This window comes from Paraburkholderia kirstenboschensis (genome assembly GCF_904848585.1).
GTDB classification, from domain to species: Bacteria; Pseudomonadota; Gammaproteobacteria; order Burkholderiales; family Burkholderiaceae; genus Paraburkholderia; species Paraburkholderia kirstenboschensis.
The window spans coordinates 61,018-78,272 of sequence record NZ_CAJHCR010000004.1; the positions used below are offsets into that span (position 1 = coordinate 61,018).

16 protein-coding genes are annotated in these 17,255 nt (G+C 62.5%); 6 read left to right on the plus strand and 10 right to left on the minus strand.

Annotation, left to right across the window (positions count from 1 at the left end; translation table 11 throughout):
* Window positions 1-101 precede the first annotated feature (101 nt).
* The 6 genes from JMY24_RS13070 to recG all read right to left on the minus strand — a co-directional run bounded on the left by JMY24_RS13070 (window position 102) and on the right by recG (window position 6,372).
* Window positions 102-590: a Dps family protein gene (locus tag JMY24_RS13070; protein WP_027777895.1), complete on the minus strand. Its 489-nt coding sequence runs from the start codon at window positions 588-590 to the stop codon at window positions 102-104.
* Between the two features lie 240 nt (window positions 591-830).
* Window positions 831-992 carry a hypothetical protein gene (locus JMY24_RS13075; RefSeq protein WP_164853396.1) on the minus strand — a complete coding sequence of 54 codons (162 nt, stop codon included), beginning with the start codon at window positions 990-992 and terminating at the stop codon, window positions 831-833.
* A gap of 74 nt (window positions 993-1,066) precedes the next feature.
* Entirely contained in the window at window positions 1,067-2,521 is a 1,455-nt protein-coding gene (locus JMY24_RS13080) for a catalase (RefSeq protein ID WP_201702197.1), read from the minus strand.
* Window positions 2,522-2,603: 82 nt separating this feature from the next.
* Entirely contained in the window at window positions 2,604-2,741 is a 138-nt protein-coding gene (locus JMY24_RS13085; protein ID WP_164853394.1) for a hypothetical protein, read from the minus strand.
* A gap of 173 nt (window positions 2,742-2,914) precedes the next feature.
* A complete protein-coding gene (locus JMY24_RS13090; protein ID WP_128588319.1) occupies window positions 2,915-3,874 on the minus strand; it encodes a LysR substrate-binding domain-containing protein in 960 nt (319 codons plus the stop codon).
* Between the two features lie 146 nt (window positions 3,875-4,020).
* The gene (gene recG / locus JMY24_RS13095; protein ID WP_128594275.1) at window positions 4,021-6,372 is read right to left on the minus strand and encodes an ATP-dependent DNA helicase RecG; all 2,352 of its coding nucleotides are present in this window, start codon (window positions 6,370-6,372) and stop codon (window positions 4,021-4,023) included.
* A gap of 167 nt (window positions 6,373-6,539) precedes the next feature.
* Between recG and queA the strand changes: the two genes are divergently transcribed.
* The 5 genes from queA (at window position 6,540) to secF (ending at window position 12,574) form a co-directional block, all read left to right on the plus strand.
* Window positions 6,540-7,607, plus strand: a complete 1,068-nt coding sequence (gene queA / locus JMY24_RS13100) for a tRNA preQ1(34) S-adenosylmethionine ribosyltransferase-isomerase QueA (RefSeq protein WP_201702198.1) — start codon at window positions 6,540-6,542, stop codon at window positions 7,605-7,607.
* 103 nt (window positions 7,608-7,710) lie between these two features.
* Entirely contained in the window at window positions 7,711-8,901 is a 1,191-nt protein-coding gene (gene tgt, locus JMY24_RS13105; protein WP_128594278.1) for a tRNA guanosine(34) transglycosylase Tgt, read from the plus strand.
* 197 nt (window positions 8,902-9,098) lie between these two features.
* The gene (gene yajC / locus JMY24_RS13110; RefSeq protein WP_007179286.1) at window positions 9,099-9,428 is read left to right on the plus strand and encodes a preprotein translocase subunit YajC; all 330 of its coding nucleotides are present in this window, start codon (window positions 9,099-9,101) and stop codon (window positions 9,426-9,428) included.
* Window positions 9,429-9,544: 116 nt separating this feature from the next.
* Window positions 9,545-11,605, plus strand: a complete 2,061-nt coding sequence (gene secD, locus JMY24_RS13115; protein WP_201702199.1) for a protein translocase subunit SecD — start codon at window positions 9,545-9,547, stop codon at window positions 11,603-11,605.
* A gap of 18 nt (window positions 11,606-11,623) precedes the next feature.
* Window positions 11,624-12,574 carry a protein translocase subunit SecF gene (gene secF, locus JMY24_RS13120; RefSeq protein WP_110402672.1) on the plus strand — a complete coding sequence of 317 codons (951 nt, stop codon included), beginning with the start codon at window positions 11,624-11,626 and terminating at the stop codon, window positions 12,572-12,574.
* Between the two features lie 164 nt (window positions 12,575-12,738).
* Here the strand turns inward: secF and JMY24_RS13125 are convergent, their stop codons facing one another.
* The 4 genes from JMY24_RS13125 to JMY24_RS13140 all read right to left on the minus strand — a co-directional run bounded on the left by JMY24_RS13125 (window position 12,739) and on the right by JMY24_RS13140 (window position 16,094).
* Window positions 12,739-14,016, minus strand: a complete 1,278-nt coding sequence (locus tag JMY24_RS13125; protein WP_201702200.1) for an MFS transporter — start codon at window positions 14,014-14,016, stop codon at window positions 12,739-12,741.
* 309 nt (window positions 14,017-14,325) lie between these two features.
* On the minus strand, window positions 14,326-14,898 hold the full coding sequence (locus JMY24_RS13130) for a YceI family protein (RefSeq protein ID WP_128594282.1): 573 nt from the start codon (window positions 14,896-14,898) through the stop codon (window positions 14,326-14,328).
* Between the two features lie 63 nt (window positions 14,899-14,961).
* Window positions 14,962-15,525, minus strand: a complete 564-nt coding sequence (locus JMY24_RS13135; RefSeq protein WP_128594280.1) for a YceI family protein — start codon at window positions 15,523-15,525, stop codon at window positions 14,962-14,964.
* Between the two features lie 8 nt (window positions 15,526-15,533).
* Window positions 15,534-16,094, minus strand: a complete 561-nt coding sequence (locus JMY24_RS13140) for a cytochrome b (RefSeq protein ID WP_201702201.1) — start codon at window positions 16,092-16,094, stop codon at window positions 15,534-15,536.
* Between the two features lie 375 nt (window positions 16,095-16,469).
* Between JMY24_RS13140 and JMY24_RS13145 the strand changes: the two genes are divergently transcribed.
* Complete coding sequence (locus tag JMY24_RS13145) at window positions 16,470-17,249, plus strand: paraquat-inducible protein A (protein ID WP_201702203.1); 780 nt, start codon at window positions 16,470-16,472, stop codon at window positions 17,247-17,249.
* Window positions 17,250-17,255 lie beyond the last annotated feature (6 nt).

Sequence of the window (17,255 nt, forward strand, 5' to 3'; positions counted from 1 at the left end):
GGCCGCGTCTGGCTGTTTCCGCTCGTACCGGTCGATTCCGCTTCCTGCGAACCGCAAGGAGATCGTGCCCGAGCCGGCAACAGAACAGCCGCAGCGCGAAATCAGGCCAGCATCGAGCGCAACATCCACGCGGTCTTTTCGTGCGTCTGCATGCGCTGCGTCAGCAGGTCGGCGGTCGGCTCGTCGTTCGCGGCTTCCGTCGACGGGAAAATTGCGCGCGCAGTACGCACCACGGCTTCCTGGCCTTCCACCAGTTGGCGGATCATTTCCTCCGCAGCCGGCACGCCGTCCGCTTCGGGAATCGACGACAGCTTCGCGAACTCCTTATAGCTGCCCGGCGCATGCACGCCGAGCGCGCGAATCCGTTCAGCGATCGAATCGACGGCGAGCGCCAGTTCGTTGTATTGCGTTTCGAACATCAGGTGCAGCGTGTTGAACATCGGACCCGTCACGTTCCAGTGGAAGTTGTGGGTCTTCAGGTACAGCGTATAGGTGTCAGCGAGCAGACGCGACAGACCTTCCGCGATCTTCTTGCGGTCCTTGTCGCTGATCCCGATATTGACGTGTTGTACAGCTTCTTTTTTGGCCATGATGACTCCTTTGAAGAGTGATACGAACCGGTGGCAAAGTAACGGCGTGCTATGGACTTGCTGACGGCGAAGCCGGCAGAACGAGCGCTCGACAGTTTATCTTAGAAAAGTGCCAAGGCTCGTGTGGCGCATGGTCACTACGGTGCGCGCGCGGGCGGCTTGGGGTGTTCTGCGCGGCTATCAATAGTTGACCTGACCTGCCCGCCATCACAAACGGCTACGTGCCCCCGCTGGTGCCCACTACCCGCCTACCGCGTGTTGCAGCGCCTGCGCCGCGATCACCGCGAGCCCGCTCGTTACGATCGCGAAACCCACGGCTCTACGCAATCCCAGTGCGTAGTGCAGCTGCGCGCGATGAGCGGCCCGCGATTTGCCCGCAGTGGCTTTCATCATTTCGATCATCGACGTGCTCCTCGCTTCACTCAGTTCGTATCGATACTCGCGGGACGCGTGTGCGCCCCGCTTGTGCTGCCTGGTTACTTCTTGCCGCCTTCCGCGAGTTTGGCCATCGCAGCGATCACGCCCTCGGCATAAGCGGGATCGATGCGGCGGAAATGTTCGACCGCGCGCGCAACGATTTCCTGCGGTACGCCGTTGATATGCCGTGCAATGTTGCCGAACAAACGCTCGCGTTGCGCCGCGTCAAAGAGCGCAAACAGCATGCCCGGCTGCGTGTAATAGTCGTCGTCCGCGCGATGATCGTAACGGTCGACCGCACCTGCCGCGAGCGCGGGCTCCAATGCGTTGGTGTCCTGCACGAAGTCGCCGAAGCGATTCGGCTCGTAGTTCACGTTGCCGCCCAGGTTGCCGTCCGTGCGCATTGCCCCGTCGCGATGGAACGAATGCGGGTTCGGCACGCGTGACGCATTCACCGGAATCTGATGGTGATTGATGCCGAGACGATAGCGTTGCGTGTCGCCATACGAGAAAAGACGCCCTTGCAACAGCCGGTCGGGCGAGAAGCCGATGCCCGGCACCACATTGGCCGGCGTGAACGCTGCCTGCTCGACATCCGCGAAATAGTTGGCTGCGTTGCGGTTCAACTCTATCGTGCCGACGTCGATCAGCGGGTAGTCCTTCTGCGACCACACCTTCGTGATGTCGAACGGATTGAAGCGATACGCTGCTGCTTCCGCCTCCGGCATTACCTGGATCGCAAAGCGCCATTTGGGGAAGTTGCCCGCGTCGATGTTGCCCACCAGATCGCGCTGCGCGCTTTCGCGGTCTTGTGCAACCACTTGCGATGCTTCGCCGTCGGTGAAATTTTCAATGCCTTGTTGCGATTTGAAATGGAACTTCACCCAGAAGCGCTCGTTGTTCGCGTTGATGAACGAGTACGTGTGCGAACCGAAACCGTGCATCTGACGGTAGCTTTTCGGAATGCCGCGATCGCTCATCAGGATCGTGACCTGATGCATCGACTCCGGATGACGCGTCCAGAAATCCCAGGCGGCAATGTTATTGCGCAGGTTGGTGTACGGGTCACGCTTTTGCGTGTGGATGAAGTCAGGAAACTTCAGCGGATCGCGAATGAAGAACACCGGCGTGTTGTTGCCCACCACGTCCCAGTTGCCTTCTTCGGTGTAGAACTTGATCGAGAAGCCGCGCACGTCGCGTTCCGCGTCGGCCGCGCCGCGTTCGCCGGCCACCGTCGAAAAACGCATGAAGAGCGGCGTTTCCTTGCCGACTTCGGCGAACACTTTGGCCTTCGTGTAGTGCGAGATATCGTGGGTCACTTTCAGCGTGCCGAACGCGCCCGAGCCTTTAGCATGAACGCGGCGCTCGGGAATCACTTCGCGATCGAAGTGAGCGAGCTTTTCGAGCAGCCATACGTCTTGCAGGACAACCGGGCCGCGCACGCCGGCCGTCATCGAATTCTGGTTATCGGCGACGGGCGCGCCGGCGGCATTGGTGAGCTTCTGGTCGGACATGCGGGACTCCTGGATGGTTTTTCGTTGGAAGGGAATGCGTGGAGAAGCGCGGCAAAGCAATGCCGGAGGCTTATGCGAACAATCAGGCCGACAAAGCCCGGTCGACGAGCAAAGAAAGCGCGACCGTGCGCATGCCGAGCATGGCCGCCGCAAATCCGTTATTGGCGCCAGCCGGTTCAGCGGCGAACGTCTGAGTTTGCGGCAAGTTTGATTGCGTCATGATGTCCTCCGGGCTTTGGGATCGTGTGATCCATGGAGGACACTATATCAAGACTATTGGATATGCGTCTTTTATAAATTTAATCTATCCAATAGAGGCGGCTTGGGCCGCCATCGACGCTCGAGGCCGCCGCTGCGGCGAAAAGCCGTCAGCGCTCGGGCGTCCCGCCGCCGTTAGTTCACGGCTACCGGCAGATCCAGTTTTTTGACGCCCGGCAGGTCGCAGGCGATGATTGCGTCGCAAATCGCGTCGATGGCGGGCATCCGCGTAAAGCTCTTGCGCCACGCGAGCACGACGCGGCGGTCGGGCACCGGCTCGCCGAACGGGACATAGGACAACAGCCCGGAGTCGATGCCGCCCGCGTGGGGCTTCACCTCGTGCACGGACATGCGCGGCAACACCGTGATGCCCACGCCGCTCGCGACCATATGACGGATCGTTTCGAGCGACGATCCTTCGAACGTTTTCTGGATGCCGTCGGCATTCTGCGAGAAACGCATCAGTTCCGGACAAACGCCCAGCACGTGATCGCGGAAGCAATGGCCGCTGCCGAGCAGCAGCATGGTTTCCTGCTTGAGATCGTCGGCGTCGATCTTCTGACGGTTCTCCCACGCGTGACCCGACGGCAGCGCGACGACGAACGGCTCGTCGTATAGCGGGCGCAGCATCAGTCCGGTTTCGGGAAACGGCAGCGCCATGATCGCAACGTCGATCTCGCCCTGCTTGAGCAGTTCGATCAGCTTCAGCGTGTAGTTTTCCTGCAGCATCAGCGGCATTTGCGGAACGCGCTTGATCATCTGCTTGACGAGCGTGGGCAGCAGGTACGGCCCGATCGTATAGATCACGCCGAGGCGCAGCGGCCCGACGAGCGGATCCTTGCCCTGCTTCGCGATTTCCTTGATGGCGAGCGTCTGTTCCAGCACTCGCTGAGCTTGCGTGACGATCTGCTCGCCGATCGGCGTGACGCTCACTTCACTGGTGCCGCGCTCGAAAATCTGTACGTTGAGCTCGTCCTCGAGCTTCTTGATGGCCACCGACAAGGTCGGCTGGCTGACGAAACACGCTTCGGCGGCCCGGCCGAAATGCCGCTCGCGGGCAACGGCGACGATGTACTTCAATTCGGTGAGCGTCATTGGGGGACCAATCAGTGCGGTAGATTCGATAGGTTTCAGTTATACACCCATAGGGTCGGTTCGCCAACCCGGTACGCGGGCTTTCAATATCCGCGAAACGCGCCATGGGCGCGCCACCAGGCGAAGGCCGACGTGGGCGCGTCCGTTCATGCCTTCAGATACTGCTCGCGGGCCCCCAGCCAGCGCGCCAGATGTTGCGTGACGACCTCCGGATATGTCTTGAGCAAAGCCGCAGCCGCTTCGCGTGCGGGCTCGATCAGCCATTGATCGTTCTGCAGATCGGCAAAACGGAGCATCGCCGCGCCGGACTGCCGCGCGCCGAGGAACTCGCCGGGACCACGAATTTCGAGATCCCGGCGCGCGATTTCGAAGCCGTCCGTCGTTTCGCGCATGGTCTGCAGGCGGGCGCGCGCCGTCATCGACAACGGTCCGGTGTAGAGCAGCACGCACACCGACGCCGCGCTACCGCGCCCGACACGTCCGCGCAACTGGTGTAACTGCGCGAGGCCGAAGCGTTCGGCGTGCTCGATCACCATCAGCGACGCATTGGGCACGTCGACGCCCACTTCGATCACTGTCGTCGCGACCAGCAACTGCACTTCGTTGCGGGTGAAGGCGTCCATGACAGCCGCTTTTTCAGCCGGCGCCAGGCGGCCGTGCACGAGTCCGACGTTCAGTTCAGGCAACGCCGCGACCAGCGTTTCGTAGGTCTCGACCGCGGTCTGCAGTTGCAGCGTCTCGCTCTCCTCGATCAGCGGACAGACCCAGTAGACTTGACGCCCTGTCAGCGCGGCCTCGCGCACCCGGCCGATCACTTCTTCGCGGCGTGCGTCGGACACCAGCTTGGTCAGGATCGGCGTGCGTCCGGGCGGCAATTCGTCGATGGTCGACACGTCCAGGTCCGCGTAGTACGTCATTGCGAGCGTGCGCGGAATCGGCGTGGCAGACATCATCAGTTGATGCGGCTGGAAATCGCGCGCGCCGTCCGCGGCGTTCTTCGCTTTTGCGCGCAACGCCAGCCGCTGCGCGACGCCGAAACGGTGCTGTTCGTCGACGATCACGAGCCCGAGGCGCGCGAACTCCACGGCGTCCTGAATGATCGCGTGCGTGCCGATCACGAGTTGCGCGGTGCCGAGCGCCGCGGCTTCGATCGCGGCGCGTTTTTCCTTGGCCTTCAGACTGCCCGCGAGCCACGCGACGTTCACGCCGAGCGGCTCCAGCCAGCCGCGCAATTTGCGCGCGTGCTGCTCGGCGAGGATTTCGGTCGGCGCCATCAGCGCGGCCTGATAACCGGCGTCGATAGCCTGCGCCGCGGCCAGCGCGGCGACAATCGTCTTGCCGCTGCCGACGTCGCCTTGCAAGAGCCGCTGCATTGGGTGCGGCTGCGTCAGATCGAGCGCGATCTCGCCGCCGACGCGCTCCTGCGCTTTCGTCAGCGAAAACGGCAGCGCCTCCAGCAAACGCGCGACCAATGCGGATTCGTCGCCCAGCTTGCGGCGCGGCATGGGCGGCGCCGAGCGCGTGCGGCGCTCTTCATGCGCGCGCTTGAGCGACATCTGCTGCGCGAGCAGTTCCTCGAATTTAATGCGCACCCACGCCGGATGCGTGCCGTCGATCAACGCTGTTTCATCGGACTGCGCGCCGGGATGATGCAGCGTGCGCACCGCGTCCATCAGCGACGGCACGCCGAGCGGCTGCAGCCATTCACGCGCGACGGCCTCGGGCAGCAGTTCAGGCAAAGACGTGCGTGACAGCGCGTTGTCGATCGACTTGCGCAGATACGCCTGCGTCACGCCGGCGGTGCTGGGATAGACCGGCGTGAGCGCTTGCGGCAGGGGCGTGTCTTCGTCGACGACACGCACCGCCGGATGCACCATCTCCATGCCGAAGAAGCCGCCGCGCACGTCGCCGCGCACGCGCAGCCGCGCGCCGATCGCCATCTGCTTGACCTGCGAACCGTAGAAGTTCAGAAAGCGCAGCACGAGTTCGTCGCCCGCGTCGTCGCGCAATTTGACGAGTAGCTGCCGACGCGGACGATAGGCGATCTCGTTGTCGAACACGACGCCCTCTGTCTGCGCGATACCGCCTGGCAGCAGGTGGCCGATCGGCGTCAACGAGGTTTCGTCCTCGTAGCGCATCGGCAGATGCAGCACCAGGTCGATGTCGCGCGCGAGGCCGAGCTTGGCGAGCTTGTCGACGGGCTTGGCGGTGGGCTTGGCGGATGATTTTGCCGATGACTTCGCCGCCGGTTTCGCCGACGCGCTTGCTTTTCCGGCCGCAGCTTGGGGTGTCTGGTCAGGCATTCCCTCTGGTGTTCGCCCTGGCGCTTCATCGGGCGCTTCGCCAGGCGCCTGATCCGCGCGCGCTGCAGCGCGTGCCTTGCCGCCGGCCTGCCCGCTAGCATCATCCATCGCCGCGCCTCCTCGCGCGACGGGGGCTGCCGGTTCGGCGCTCACTTCATCGGTAGCGGAGGGCAATCGGCGGTCGGACAAAGGCATGGGCTGCTTCGCAAGTACAATATCGGCTGTCAAAAGTATCGAAGGGTGCGTCGCTATACGGCTTGCGCGCAAGCGCGGGCTCGCGGCACGCCGCGGCGCCCCGCAATCATAGCCGCCCGGCTCGGCCTTCGGCTCAATTCAGTCTCCATTCGCTTCCAGTCGTTCGCATGTTCAAGCTTTCCGATTTCGATTTCGATCTGCCGCCTGAGCTGATCGCGCAAGTCGCACTACCCGAGCGCAGCGCCAGTCGCCTGCTCCAGGTGGACAACGCGGCCCATGTCGACGGCGCCGCGCGCCTGATCGACCGCCGCTTCGCCGAACTGCCCGAATGCATTTCGGCCGGCGACCTGCTGGTCTTCAACGATACCAAAGTCCTGAAAGCGCGCTTCCTCGGCCAGAAGGCCAGCGGCGGAAAGATCGAAGTTCTGGTCGAGCGCCTCACCGGCGAGCGCACGGCGCTCGCGCAGATCCGCGCGAGCAAGAGCCCGCAGCCGGGCACCACGATCCGTCTTGCCGATGCATTCGACGTGACCGTCGGCGAGCGCGTCGAGCCGTTCTACACGCTGCATTTCCCCGACGACTGTCTGACGCTGATCGAGCAGTTCGGGCGTTTGCCGCTGCCGCCGTACATCGAGCACGACCCCGACTCGACGGACGAAACACGCTATCAAACCGTGTTCGCGCAAAATCCCGGTGCGGTCGCAGCGCCCACGGCGGGCCTTCATTTCGACGACGCGCTGCTCGCGCGGCTCGACGCCGCGGGCGTTCAGCGGGCCACGCTGACGCTGCACGTCGGCGCCGGCACGTTCCAGCCGGTGCGCGTCGAGAACCTGGCCGAGCACAAGATGCACAGCGAGTGGTATCACTTGCCGCAGTCTCTCGCCGACAAAATTGCAGCGACGAAGGCGCGCGGCAACCGCGTGATAGCGGTGGGCACGACGTCGATGCGCGCACTCGAAGCCGCCGCGCGCGACGCCGAAGCGGCCGGCCGCCCGCTCGCCGCGGCAAGCACCGAGACGGATATTTTCATCACGCCGGGCTACCGGTTTCGCGTCGTCGACCGGCTGGTGACCAACTTTCATTTGCCAAAGTCGACGCTGCTGATGCTGGTTTCGGCGTTCGCGGGCGTCGAGACGATTCGCGCCGCGTATCGTCATGCAATCGAAGAGCGTTACCGCTTTTTCAGTTACGGCGACGCGATGCTGTTGACGCGGCGCGACGCCCAGGCCGTCTGACGCGCCGCCCACGAGTTTGCAGTTTCCTCAGCCGCCGAACATCTTCGGCGGCGTTTCATTGTTTGCGCCGGACTGTTTTCCGGTTGCCCATGGAGTTACCTCAATGACCCCCGGTCATCAATTGCAACAGACAACCGCCGAGCGCCCCTCCAACGGCCTCCACTTCGAATTGCTCGGCACCGACGGCCAGGCGCGCCGCGGCCGCGTCACGCTGAATCACGGCGTCGTCGAAACTCCGATCTTCATGCCGGTCGGCACTTACGGCACCGTGAAAGCCGTCCAGCCGCGCGAGCTCGAAGAGATGCACGCGCAGATCATCCTTGGCAATACGTTTCACCTCTGGCTGCGCCCGGGGCTCGAAACGATCGGCGCACACGGCGGCCTGCACGGCTTCATGGGCTGGAAAAAGCCGATCCTGACCGACTCCGGCGGCTTCCAGGTGTTTTCGCTCGGCGACCTGCGCAAGATCACCGAAGACGGCGTCACGTTCGCGTCGCCGATCAATGGCGACAAGCTGTTCCTGTCGCCGGAAGTGTCGATGCAGATCCAGAAAGTGCTCAATTCGGACATCGTCATGCAGTTCGACGAATGCACGCCCTACGCGACCAATAACGTGCCAACCTCGCACAAGGAAGCGGCCGACTCCATGCGAATGTCGATGCGCTGGGCGCAGCGCTCGATCGACGAATTCCAGCGGCTCGGCAATCCGAACGCGCTCTTCGGCATCGTCCAGGGCGGCATGTTCGAGGACCTGCGCGACGAGTCGCTCGCGGGTCTCGCGGAGAAAGACTTCCACGGCCTTGCGATCGGTGGCCTGTCGGTCGGCGAGCCGAAAGAAGACATGATGCGCGTACTGAACCACATCGGCCCGAAGCTGCCGGCCGACAAGCCGCACTATCTGATGGGCGTCGGCACGCCGGAAGACCTGGTGGCCGGGGTGGCTGCAGGCGTCGATATGTTCGATTGCGTGATGCCTACCCGCAACGCGCGCAACGGCTGGCTCTTCACGCGCTTCGGCGACATCAAGATCCGCAACGCCACGCACAAAAATTCGCTGCGCCCGCTCGACGAGCAATGCGGTTGCTACACATGCCGAAATTTCACTCGCGGCTACCTGCATCATCTGCATCGCGTGGGGGAAATTCTCGGCGCGCAACTGAATACGATTCACAACCTGCACTACTACCTGGAACTGATGCAGGAAATGCGCGACGCCATCGACGCGAAAATGTTCGAACCGTTCCGCAAGCGCTTTCACGAGAACCGCGCGCGCGGCATCGACGAGGCACCTTGACCACCTGGCTCGTCGGATTCGCGGAAGAATCCGTCAGACGCCAGCGGAAAACCTTACAATCTACTTTCGCGGACGGCGAAGAACGGCTTTAAACGGTTGATCCCAAAGCCGAATCGCCGCGCCGACGCGCGCATTGCCGGTGGTAGAATAACCGGCTGATTTTTTTGATTGAATTGATCTATAACGGAGAGACCAACGTGTCGTTCATTTCCAATGCCTTCGCCCAAGGCACAGCCACAGGTGGCATCGAATCGAACTTGATGAGCTTCCTGCCGCTGATCCTGATGTTCGGCGTGCTGTACTTCATCATGATTCGCCCGCAAATGAAGCGCCAGAAGGAACATCGCAACATGCTCGCCGCCATGGCCAAGGGCGACGAAGTTGTGACGAACGGCGGCATCGTCGGCAAGGTGACCAAGGTGGGCGAGGCTTACGTCGGCGTCGAAATCTCGGAAGGCACGGAAATCACCGTGCAGAAAGCGTCGGTCACGACGATTCTCCCGAAGGGCACGATCAAGTCGCTGTAAGGCCTGCTCTCTCGCGTCCGGCGCGGCCTCGCCGGCGGTCAGGCAAGCAGACGCCTGATCGCCTGCGCTCATCGCCGGGCGCATCGCTTTCAAGCCAACCTTCCGTTGGACTACTCATGAATCGTTACCCCCTCTGGAAATATGCCGTGATGCTGGTGGCTCTCGTCATCGGCCTCGTGTACACGCTGCCCAACCTGTTCGGCGAAGCGCCGGCGGTGCAGGTGTCGAGCGGCAAGGCAACGGTCAAGCTCGACTCGACCACGCTGTCGGCAGTCGAAGCCACGCTCGCAGCCAATCAGATCAAAGCAGACGACGTCACGTTCGACAACACGTCGGCCAACGCAAACATTCGCGTGCGTCTGCCGGACACCGACACGCAACTGCGCGTAAAAGATCTGCTGCAAAAGTCGCTGAACAGCGACCCCACCGACCCGCAGTTCATCGTGGCGCTGAACTTGCAAAGTGCGTCGCCGCGCTGGCTGACCGCATTGCACGCGCTGCCCATGTACCTTGGTCTCGACTTGCGCGGCGGTGTGCACTTCCTGCTCCAGGTCGACATGGCGGGCGCGCTGAACAAGAAGCTCGACTCCGACGCGTCGGACGCGCGCACGCTCCTGCGCGACAACAACATTCGCGACGGCGGCGTGAACCGCGTCAACCAGACAGTGGTGATCAATTTCGCCGACCAGGCCACGGCGGACAACGCAGCGAAACAACTGAGCCGCAGTATCAGTGAGCTCCAGTGGTCATCGCAGAACGGCACTGATGGCTCCGTGCAACTCGTCGGCACCTTCACGCCGGCTGTGCAAAAAGCCGTGCAGGACGCCGCGCTCAAGCAGAACATCACCACGTTGCATAACCGCGTGAACGAACTCGGCGTGGCCGAGCCGGTGATCCAGCAACAGGGCTCCGACCGCATCGTGGTCGAACTGCCGGGCGTGCAGGACACGGCGAAGGCGAAGGACATCATCGGCCGCACGGCAACGCTCGAAGCGCGTCTCGCCGATCCGGTCAACACGCATCCGAATCCGTCCGACCCGGTGCCGCCGGGCGACGAACTGTTCACGCACGGCAACCAGACGCCGGTGCTGCTGAAGAAGCAGATCATCTTCACCGGCGACCGCATCATCGACGCGTCGGCGGGGTTCGACGAACATCAGCGTCCGTCCGTCAACATTCGCCTCGATTCGGCCGGCGGCCGCGCGGTGCGCAGCGTGTCGCGCGACAACATCGGCAAGCCGATGGCGATGGTGCTGTTCGAAAAGGGTAAGGGCGAAGTGCTGACGGTCGCGACCATCCAGTCGGAACTGGGCGATCGCTTCCAGATCACCGGCCAGGCCACGCCGCAAGGCGCCGCCGACCTCGCGCTGCTGCTGCGCGCCGGTTCGCTGGCCGCGCCAATGGACATCATCGAGGAACGCACGATCGGCCCGAGCCTTGGCGCCGACAACATCAAGAAGGGCTTCCACTCGGTCGTGTGGGGCTTCGCGGCCATCGCCGTCTTCATGATCGCGTACTACATGCTGTTCGGCGTGATTTCGATGATCGGCTTGTCCGTGAACCTGCTGCTGCTGATCGCGGTGCTGTCGATGCTGCAGGCCACGCTCACGTTGCCCGGCATTGCCGCAATCGCGCTCGCGCTCGGTATGGCGATCGACGCCAACGTGCTGATCAACGAACGCGTGCGTGAAGAACTGCGCAACGGCGCGCCGCCGCAACTGGCCATCCAGAACGGTTACGCGCATGCATGGGCGACGATTCTCGACTCGAACGTCACCACGCTGATCGCCGGTATCGCGCTGCTCGCATTCGGCTCCGGCCCGGTGCGCGGTTTTGCGATCGTGCACTGTATCGGCATTCTCACGTCGATGTTCTCGGCGGTGTTCTTCTCACGCGGCATCGTCAACCTTTGGTACGGCGGCAAGAAGAAGCTGAAGTCGCTGGCAATCGGCCAGGTGTGGCGTCCGGAAACGGCGCCTGCGGGGTCGGCTGCTTACCTCGGTAACGACGACGCAGCAACCGACACGGCGCAAGCCATGCGTGCCGCATCCGCAGCCGCCGCGAAGCCGAAGGCGCCGGCCGGTGCCGCGCAGTCGCGCGCGGGCAAGCCGACCGTGCGCCGCCGCAACGCATCCGGCACGCCGAACACGCCGCAGAAACCGGGTTCATCCCGCTGAGTCCCGGAGAACAAGACCATGGAATTTTTCCGCTTTCGTAAAGACATTCCGTTCATGCAGCGTGCGTTGATCTTCAACGCAATTTCGCTGCTGACGTTCCTCGCCGCCGTGTTTTTTCTCGTGCACCGCGGGCTGCATCTGTCGGTGGAGTTCACCGGCGGTACCGTGATCGAAGTCCAGTATCCGGGCGCCGCGCCGCTCGATCCGGTGCGCGGCACACTGAGCAAGCTCGGCTACGCCGACGCGCAGGTGCAGAACTTCGGCACCTCACGCGACGTGTTGATCCGTTTGCCGCTCAAGCAGGGTTTGACGTCCGCGCAGCAGAGCGATCAGGTCATGAGCGCGCTGAAAACGGAGACGCCGCAGGTGCAGTTGCAGCGCGTCGAGTTCGTCGGTCCGCAGGTCGGCAAGGAACTCGCCACCGACGGCCTGCTTGCGCTCGCCTGTGTGGTGGCGGGCATCGTGATCTATCTGTCGTTCCGCTTCGAATGGAAGTACGCCGTAGCAGGCGTGATCGCGAACTTGCACGACGTCGTGATCATTCTCGGCTTCTTCGCGTTTTTCCAATGGGAGTTCTCGCTGTCGGTGCTGGCCGCCGTGCTCGCGGTGCTCGGCTATTCGGTGAACGAATCGGTGGTTATCTTCGACCGGATTCGTGAAACGTTCCGCCGCGAACGCAAGATGACCGTGATCGAAGTGATCAACCACGCCATCACCAGCACCATGTCGCGAACCGTCATCACGCACGGCTGTACGCAGATGATGGTGCTGTCGATGTTCCTGTTCGGCGGTCCGACACTGCACTACTTCGCTCTGGCGTTGACGGTCGGTATTCTGTTCGGTATCTACTCGTCGGTGTTCGTTGCCGCGGCGCTCGCCATGTGGTTCGGCGTGAAGCGCGACGATCTGATCAAGGACAAGAAAGAACGCGTCGATCCGAACGATCCGAACGCGGGCGCTCAGGTTTGATCGGGTTGAAGTAAGGCATTGGCAATGCGCGCAAGACGCGCATTAGCTCTTCGCAATGCAAAAGGCCGGTTCATCATGAACCGGCCTTTTGCATTTGTGGGATTGACTTTGGCGCTTTACTGCCCGGCACGCCGCGTCCGCCGACTGGCTGAAACCGTCGACATCTACCGGAAGCCCAATTTGCGCCGCGCCCCAATCAGCGCCGCGACGCTGAGAAGCGCAGCAAAAATCAGGTAGTAACTCGGTGCCGCCTTGGAACCCGTGAAGCCGATCAACCACGCAATGATGAACGGCCCGAAGCCGCCGAACACCGTCACCGCGATGTTATAGGCAAGCGACATGCCGGTCGTGCGTGTCTGCACCGGAAACATCTCCGACAGCAAACCCGGCAGCGCCGCGAAATAGCCTGTCATCAGGAAGCCGAGCACCACTTGCAGCGCGATCAGCGTGCCAAACGTGGGGTGCGCGACGAGATACACGAACGCCGGGTAGATCAGGACGAGCAGCAGCACGGCCGAAATCAGCATGATCGTGGTGCGCCCATGCCGGTCCGACAGATGCCCGACCAGCGGCGCAAACACCATCTGGATCAAGCCCGTCAGCGCAATGGCCGAGAACGCGACCGACGGCGCGAGCCCCAGTTGCTTCACGCCGAACGTCGGCATGAACAGCACGAGGTAAGTGGATACGGTGCCGAGCACCACCGCGCCGATCGCGATCAGCAGCCGCAGTTTCTGGCTCGTGAACGTGTCGCGCAGCGGCGTGCTCGTCGTTTCTGCAGCGAGAAACTCGGGCGTTTCATCAAGCTTCGTGCGAATGTACCAGGCGACTGGTCCGATCAGAAGCCCGAAGAAGAACGGCACGCGCCATCCCCATGACGCCATCTGGTCCGGCGTCAGATTGCCCGTGAGTGCGACCCCGAAACCCGCGGCAAGCAGCGTAGTAAGCCCCTGGCTTGCGACCTGCCAGCTTGCGAAAAAGCCGCGCCGCCCCGGCACATGTTCCGCGAGAAAGGCGGTGGCGCTGCCGAACTCCCCGCCCGCCGAAAAACCCTGCATCAATCGCGCGATGACGAGAATCACGGGCGCGGCAATGCCAATGCTTTTGTAAGTCGGCAAAACCGCGATGATCAGCGTGCCGGCCATCATCAGCAGAATGGACAGCGTGAGCGCGGCCTTGCGCCCGGCGCGGTCCGCATATGCGCCAATCACGATTGCGCCGAGCGGACGCATGAAGAACGACACGCCGAACGTGCCCAGCGTGAGCAGCAGCGAAACAGTGTCGTTGCCGGCGGGAAAGAACAGCTTGGCGATGACCACGGCGAAAAAGCCGTAGACGACCAGATCGAACCATTCCAGCGCGTTGCCGATTGACGCGGCGATCACCGCCCGCCATGAATTTCGCCGGCTTCCCGCAAGGCTTGCTGCTGTCGTTGCGTTCATGCAGATCTCCAGTTTGCGCGAATATTATGGATGCGGACTCAGGTCCGATCTCGCCGTATTGGATGCGCGCACAACCAACGCGGTGCCAGCGCTCTATGTACCCGAAAAATTAAACCGACGCGAGCGGCAAATTGCGCGCCCGCGCCGCATAAGGCTCGGACGCCGCGATTCGCGGCCGCTCCATGAAAAAACCGCTTCGTCGCGGAAGCGAACGAAGCGGTCATATTCGGCGAGACGCGAAGCGCTATTTGTGCTGCGCCGCAATGGCGGCGTCATCGCGAATGGGTGCGCATGCGCGCACCTCAGCAGTTACTGTTGTTTGATGCCTTCAGCCTGAATGTGCAGCTTGGTGTCCATGTTGAAGCCGTACTTTGTACCGAAATCCATGCCGTAGTCCGCGCGGTCGAAATGACCGCTCGCTTCCACGCCGCACACTTCGCGCTTGAGCACCGGGTGCTGCATGCACTTGAACGACTCGACCTTCAGGTTGAGCGGCTTCGTCACGCCGTGCAGCGTCAACGTGCCGACCACTTCCGAAGGCTTGTCGCCGTCGAACTTGATGTCCGTGCCCTTGTAGGTCGCGGCGGGAAACTTCGACACGTCGAAGAATTCAGCCGACTTCAGATGGTCGTCGAGCTTGACGTTGCCGGTGGCAATGGAAGCGGGATCCACGTTCACTTCGACGGTACCCGTTTTTGCGGCGCGGTCCAGCGTGACCGAGCCAGAACTCTTCGTGAACTTGCCGCGCCACGCGGACAGTCCGCCGAAGTGGTCTGCTTCGAAGCTCGGATAGGTGTGAGTCGGGTCGAGCTGATAAGTGTCGGCGGCGGCGAATGCGCCGAGCGAAACACAGGAGGCCAATGCAGCGGCGGCGATCAACATGGATGTCTTCAATTCATGCTCCCAGTCAGTTAAAAACGGCTGCACTGAACGGCGCAGCGCAAGTTATGTATGTGCGGCGACGATATGAAACTTGATGATCACGTCATCGGCAACAACCGACGTGTCTTTCCATTCGCCCGTGCCGATGTCGAATTGCGAGCGCTTGATCGGCAATGAACCGTCGAACGTTTGCGTCGCGCCTTGCTGCGTCACGGTGACCGGCACCACCACCGTCTGCGATTTGCCCTTGATGGTCAGCTTGCCCGTCACTTTGTACTGGTTGCCGCCGGCCGGCGCAATCGCGCTGGAAACGAACGTGGCGGTGGGATAGGTCTTCGCGTCGAACCATTCCTTGCCGCGCACCTGATCGTTATAGGTCTCGTCGCCGAGATCGTAGCTGCCGACGTCGATGTTCAGTTGAGCGCTGGCCTCGGCTGGCTTGGCCGGGTCGAACTTGATCTGCGCGCTGAATTTACCGAACTTACCTTCCACCGGCACGTTCATCTGCTTCGACGTGGCCGTCACCGAACTCTTTGCGACATCGACCTGGGCCAGCGCGCTGCCGGTTGCGCTCAGCGAGACCGCGGCAACTGCGGCGAGCATATAGCGATAAAACGAGACCTTCATGGTTGTCCTTATTTGAGGAAAGGAAGCATGCGCGACAGCAGGCCGTCGCGGTCCAGCCACTGATGCTTGAGCGCCGCCGCTACGTGCAGCCCGACCAGCACCAGCAACGTGTAATTCAGCACGATATGGACGTTCTTGAGCAATTCCTTCAGATGCGGGTCCGGCGCGATCAGACGCGGCAGCGGAATCAGCCCGAGATAGACGACCGGCACGTTCGCCGCCGAGCTGTACAGATAGCCGGAGACGGGAATCGCGATCATCAATACATAGAGCAGCAGATGCACGAGGTGCGCGGCGCCGCGCTGCCAGGCGGGCATGCGGCGCGGCATCGCCGGGGCGCCATACGACGCGCGCCAGAGGATGCGCAGGATAGCCAGCGCAAATACCGTCACGCCAATCCATTTATGCCACGAAAAATAGCGCAGTTTGGTAGGTGTAAAGCCAGGGATGTCGGTCATCACCCAGCCGAGCGCAAAGCCGCAAACGATCAGCAATGCGATCAGCCAATGAAAGGCAATGGCAGTCCGCGTGTACGACTCCCGGCCACCGAATGAAGGATTGTGTGCCATGACAGGTGAACGCTTGCTAAGAGAGGTTAACGGTGCGGCAGGCCCGGCTATTCCGTGCCGATGCAAAGTCCATCGGCGGATGGCCAGGCGCCGCAGCCTTCGAGACGCGCCAGGCCGCCATGCTACCCGAAGCGGAAAAAGCTGGCTGCGGCGATGCGAAATTTACCGAAAGGCGACTCGGCGGGCCGTTCGGCAAGCCGTTGAACAATTGGGGACGGAGGCTGTCAGAGCTTTCATTCGCGAGGCGCAGCCCCACGCGCGCGGCTGCAACGCCTTTGGTACTATTGCTGCACAATTTTTTACAGACCTGCGTTATTCACCGACACTTGCGACCGGCATTGCACGCTTACTCACATATCGTTGGCCCGCTGCCGTATGGAAAATGACAACCTGATTGCGTGCCACGAGTGCGATACGCTGTTCCGCAAGCCGCGGCTTGCCGGGCGCAAACTCGCGCGCTGTCCGCGTTGCCGCGCGACGCTCTACAGCGGCGTGTCGCGCAAGCTGGAGGGCATCAGCGCAATGACACTCGCCGCGCTGATCACATTCCTGATCGCGCAGGGCTTTCCCATCGTCGAGCTGGAAACCAATGGCATCACCTCGCAGACCACCCTGTTCGGCGCGCTCGTCGCGCTCTGGAACGAGGACATGCAGATCGTCGCCGTCATGGTGTTCTGCTCGACCATTCTCTTTCCGCTCACCGAACTCGTCGCGCTGCTGTACGTGCTGATTCCGCTGCGCTCGGGCTATGTGCCTGCGGGCTTCAACCGTGTTTTGCGCGCTATCCAGTTCGTCCGTCCCTGGGGGATGATCGAAGTCTTCATGCTCGGCGTCCTGATTACCATCGTGAAGATGGTCAGTCTCGCGCGCGTGATTCCCGAGGCGGCGCTTTTCGCGTTCGGCGTGCTGACGCTGATGTTCGCCGTGGTCGTCACCTTCGACCCGCGCATTCTGTGGGATCTCGCGGACGAACTCGGCGCACGCAGTCAGCGGCCGCTGCCGCGCAGTTCGGCCGATAGCGCGGCGCTCGCCGTCGGCGCTGTTGCCGGCCCGCCCGCTCCGCCCGCGCCGCAAGTCGATGCGGACCCCGGCGCAGACCGTGACTCGGCCCCCGACGCCAGTCCCGGCGTGCCGCCGGCGCCGCATCGAGGATGACCCGCG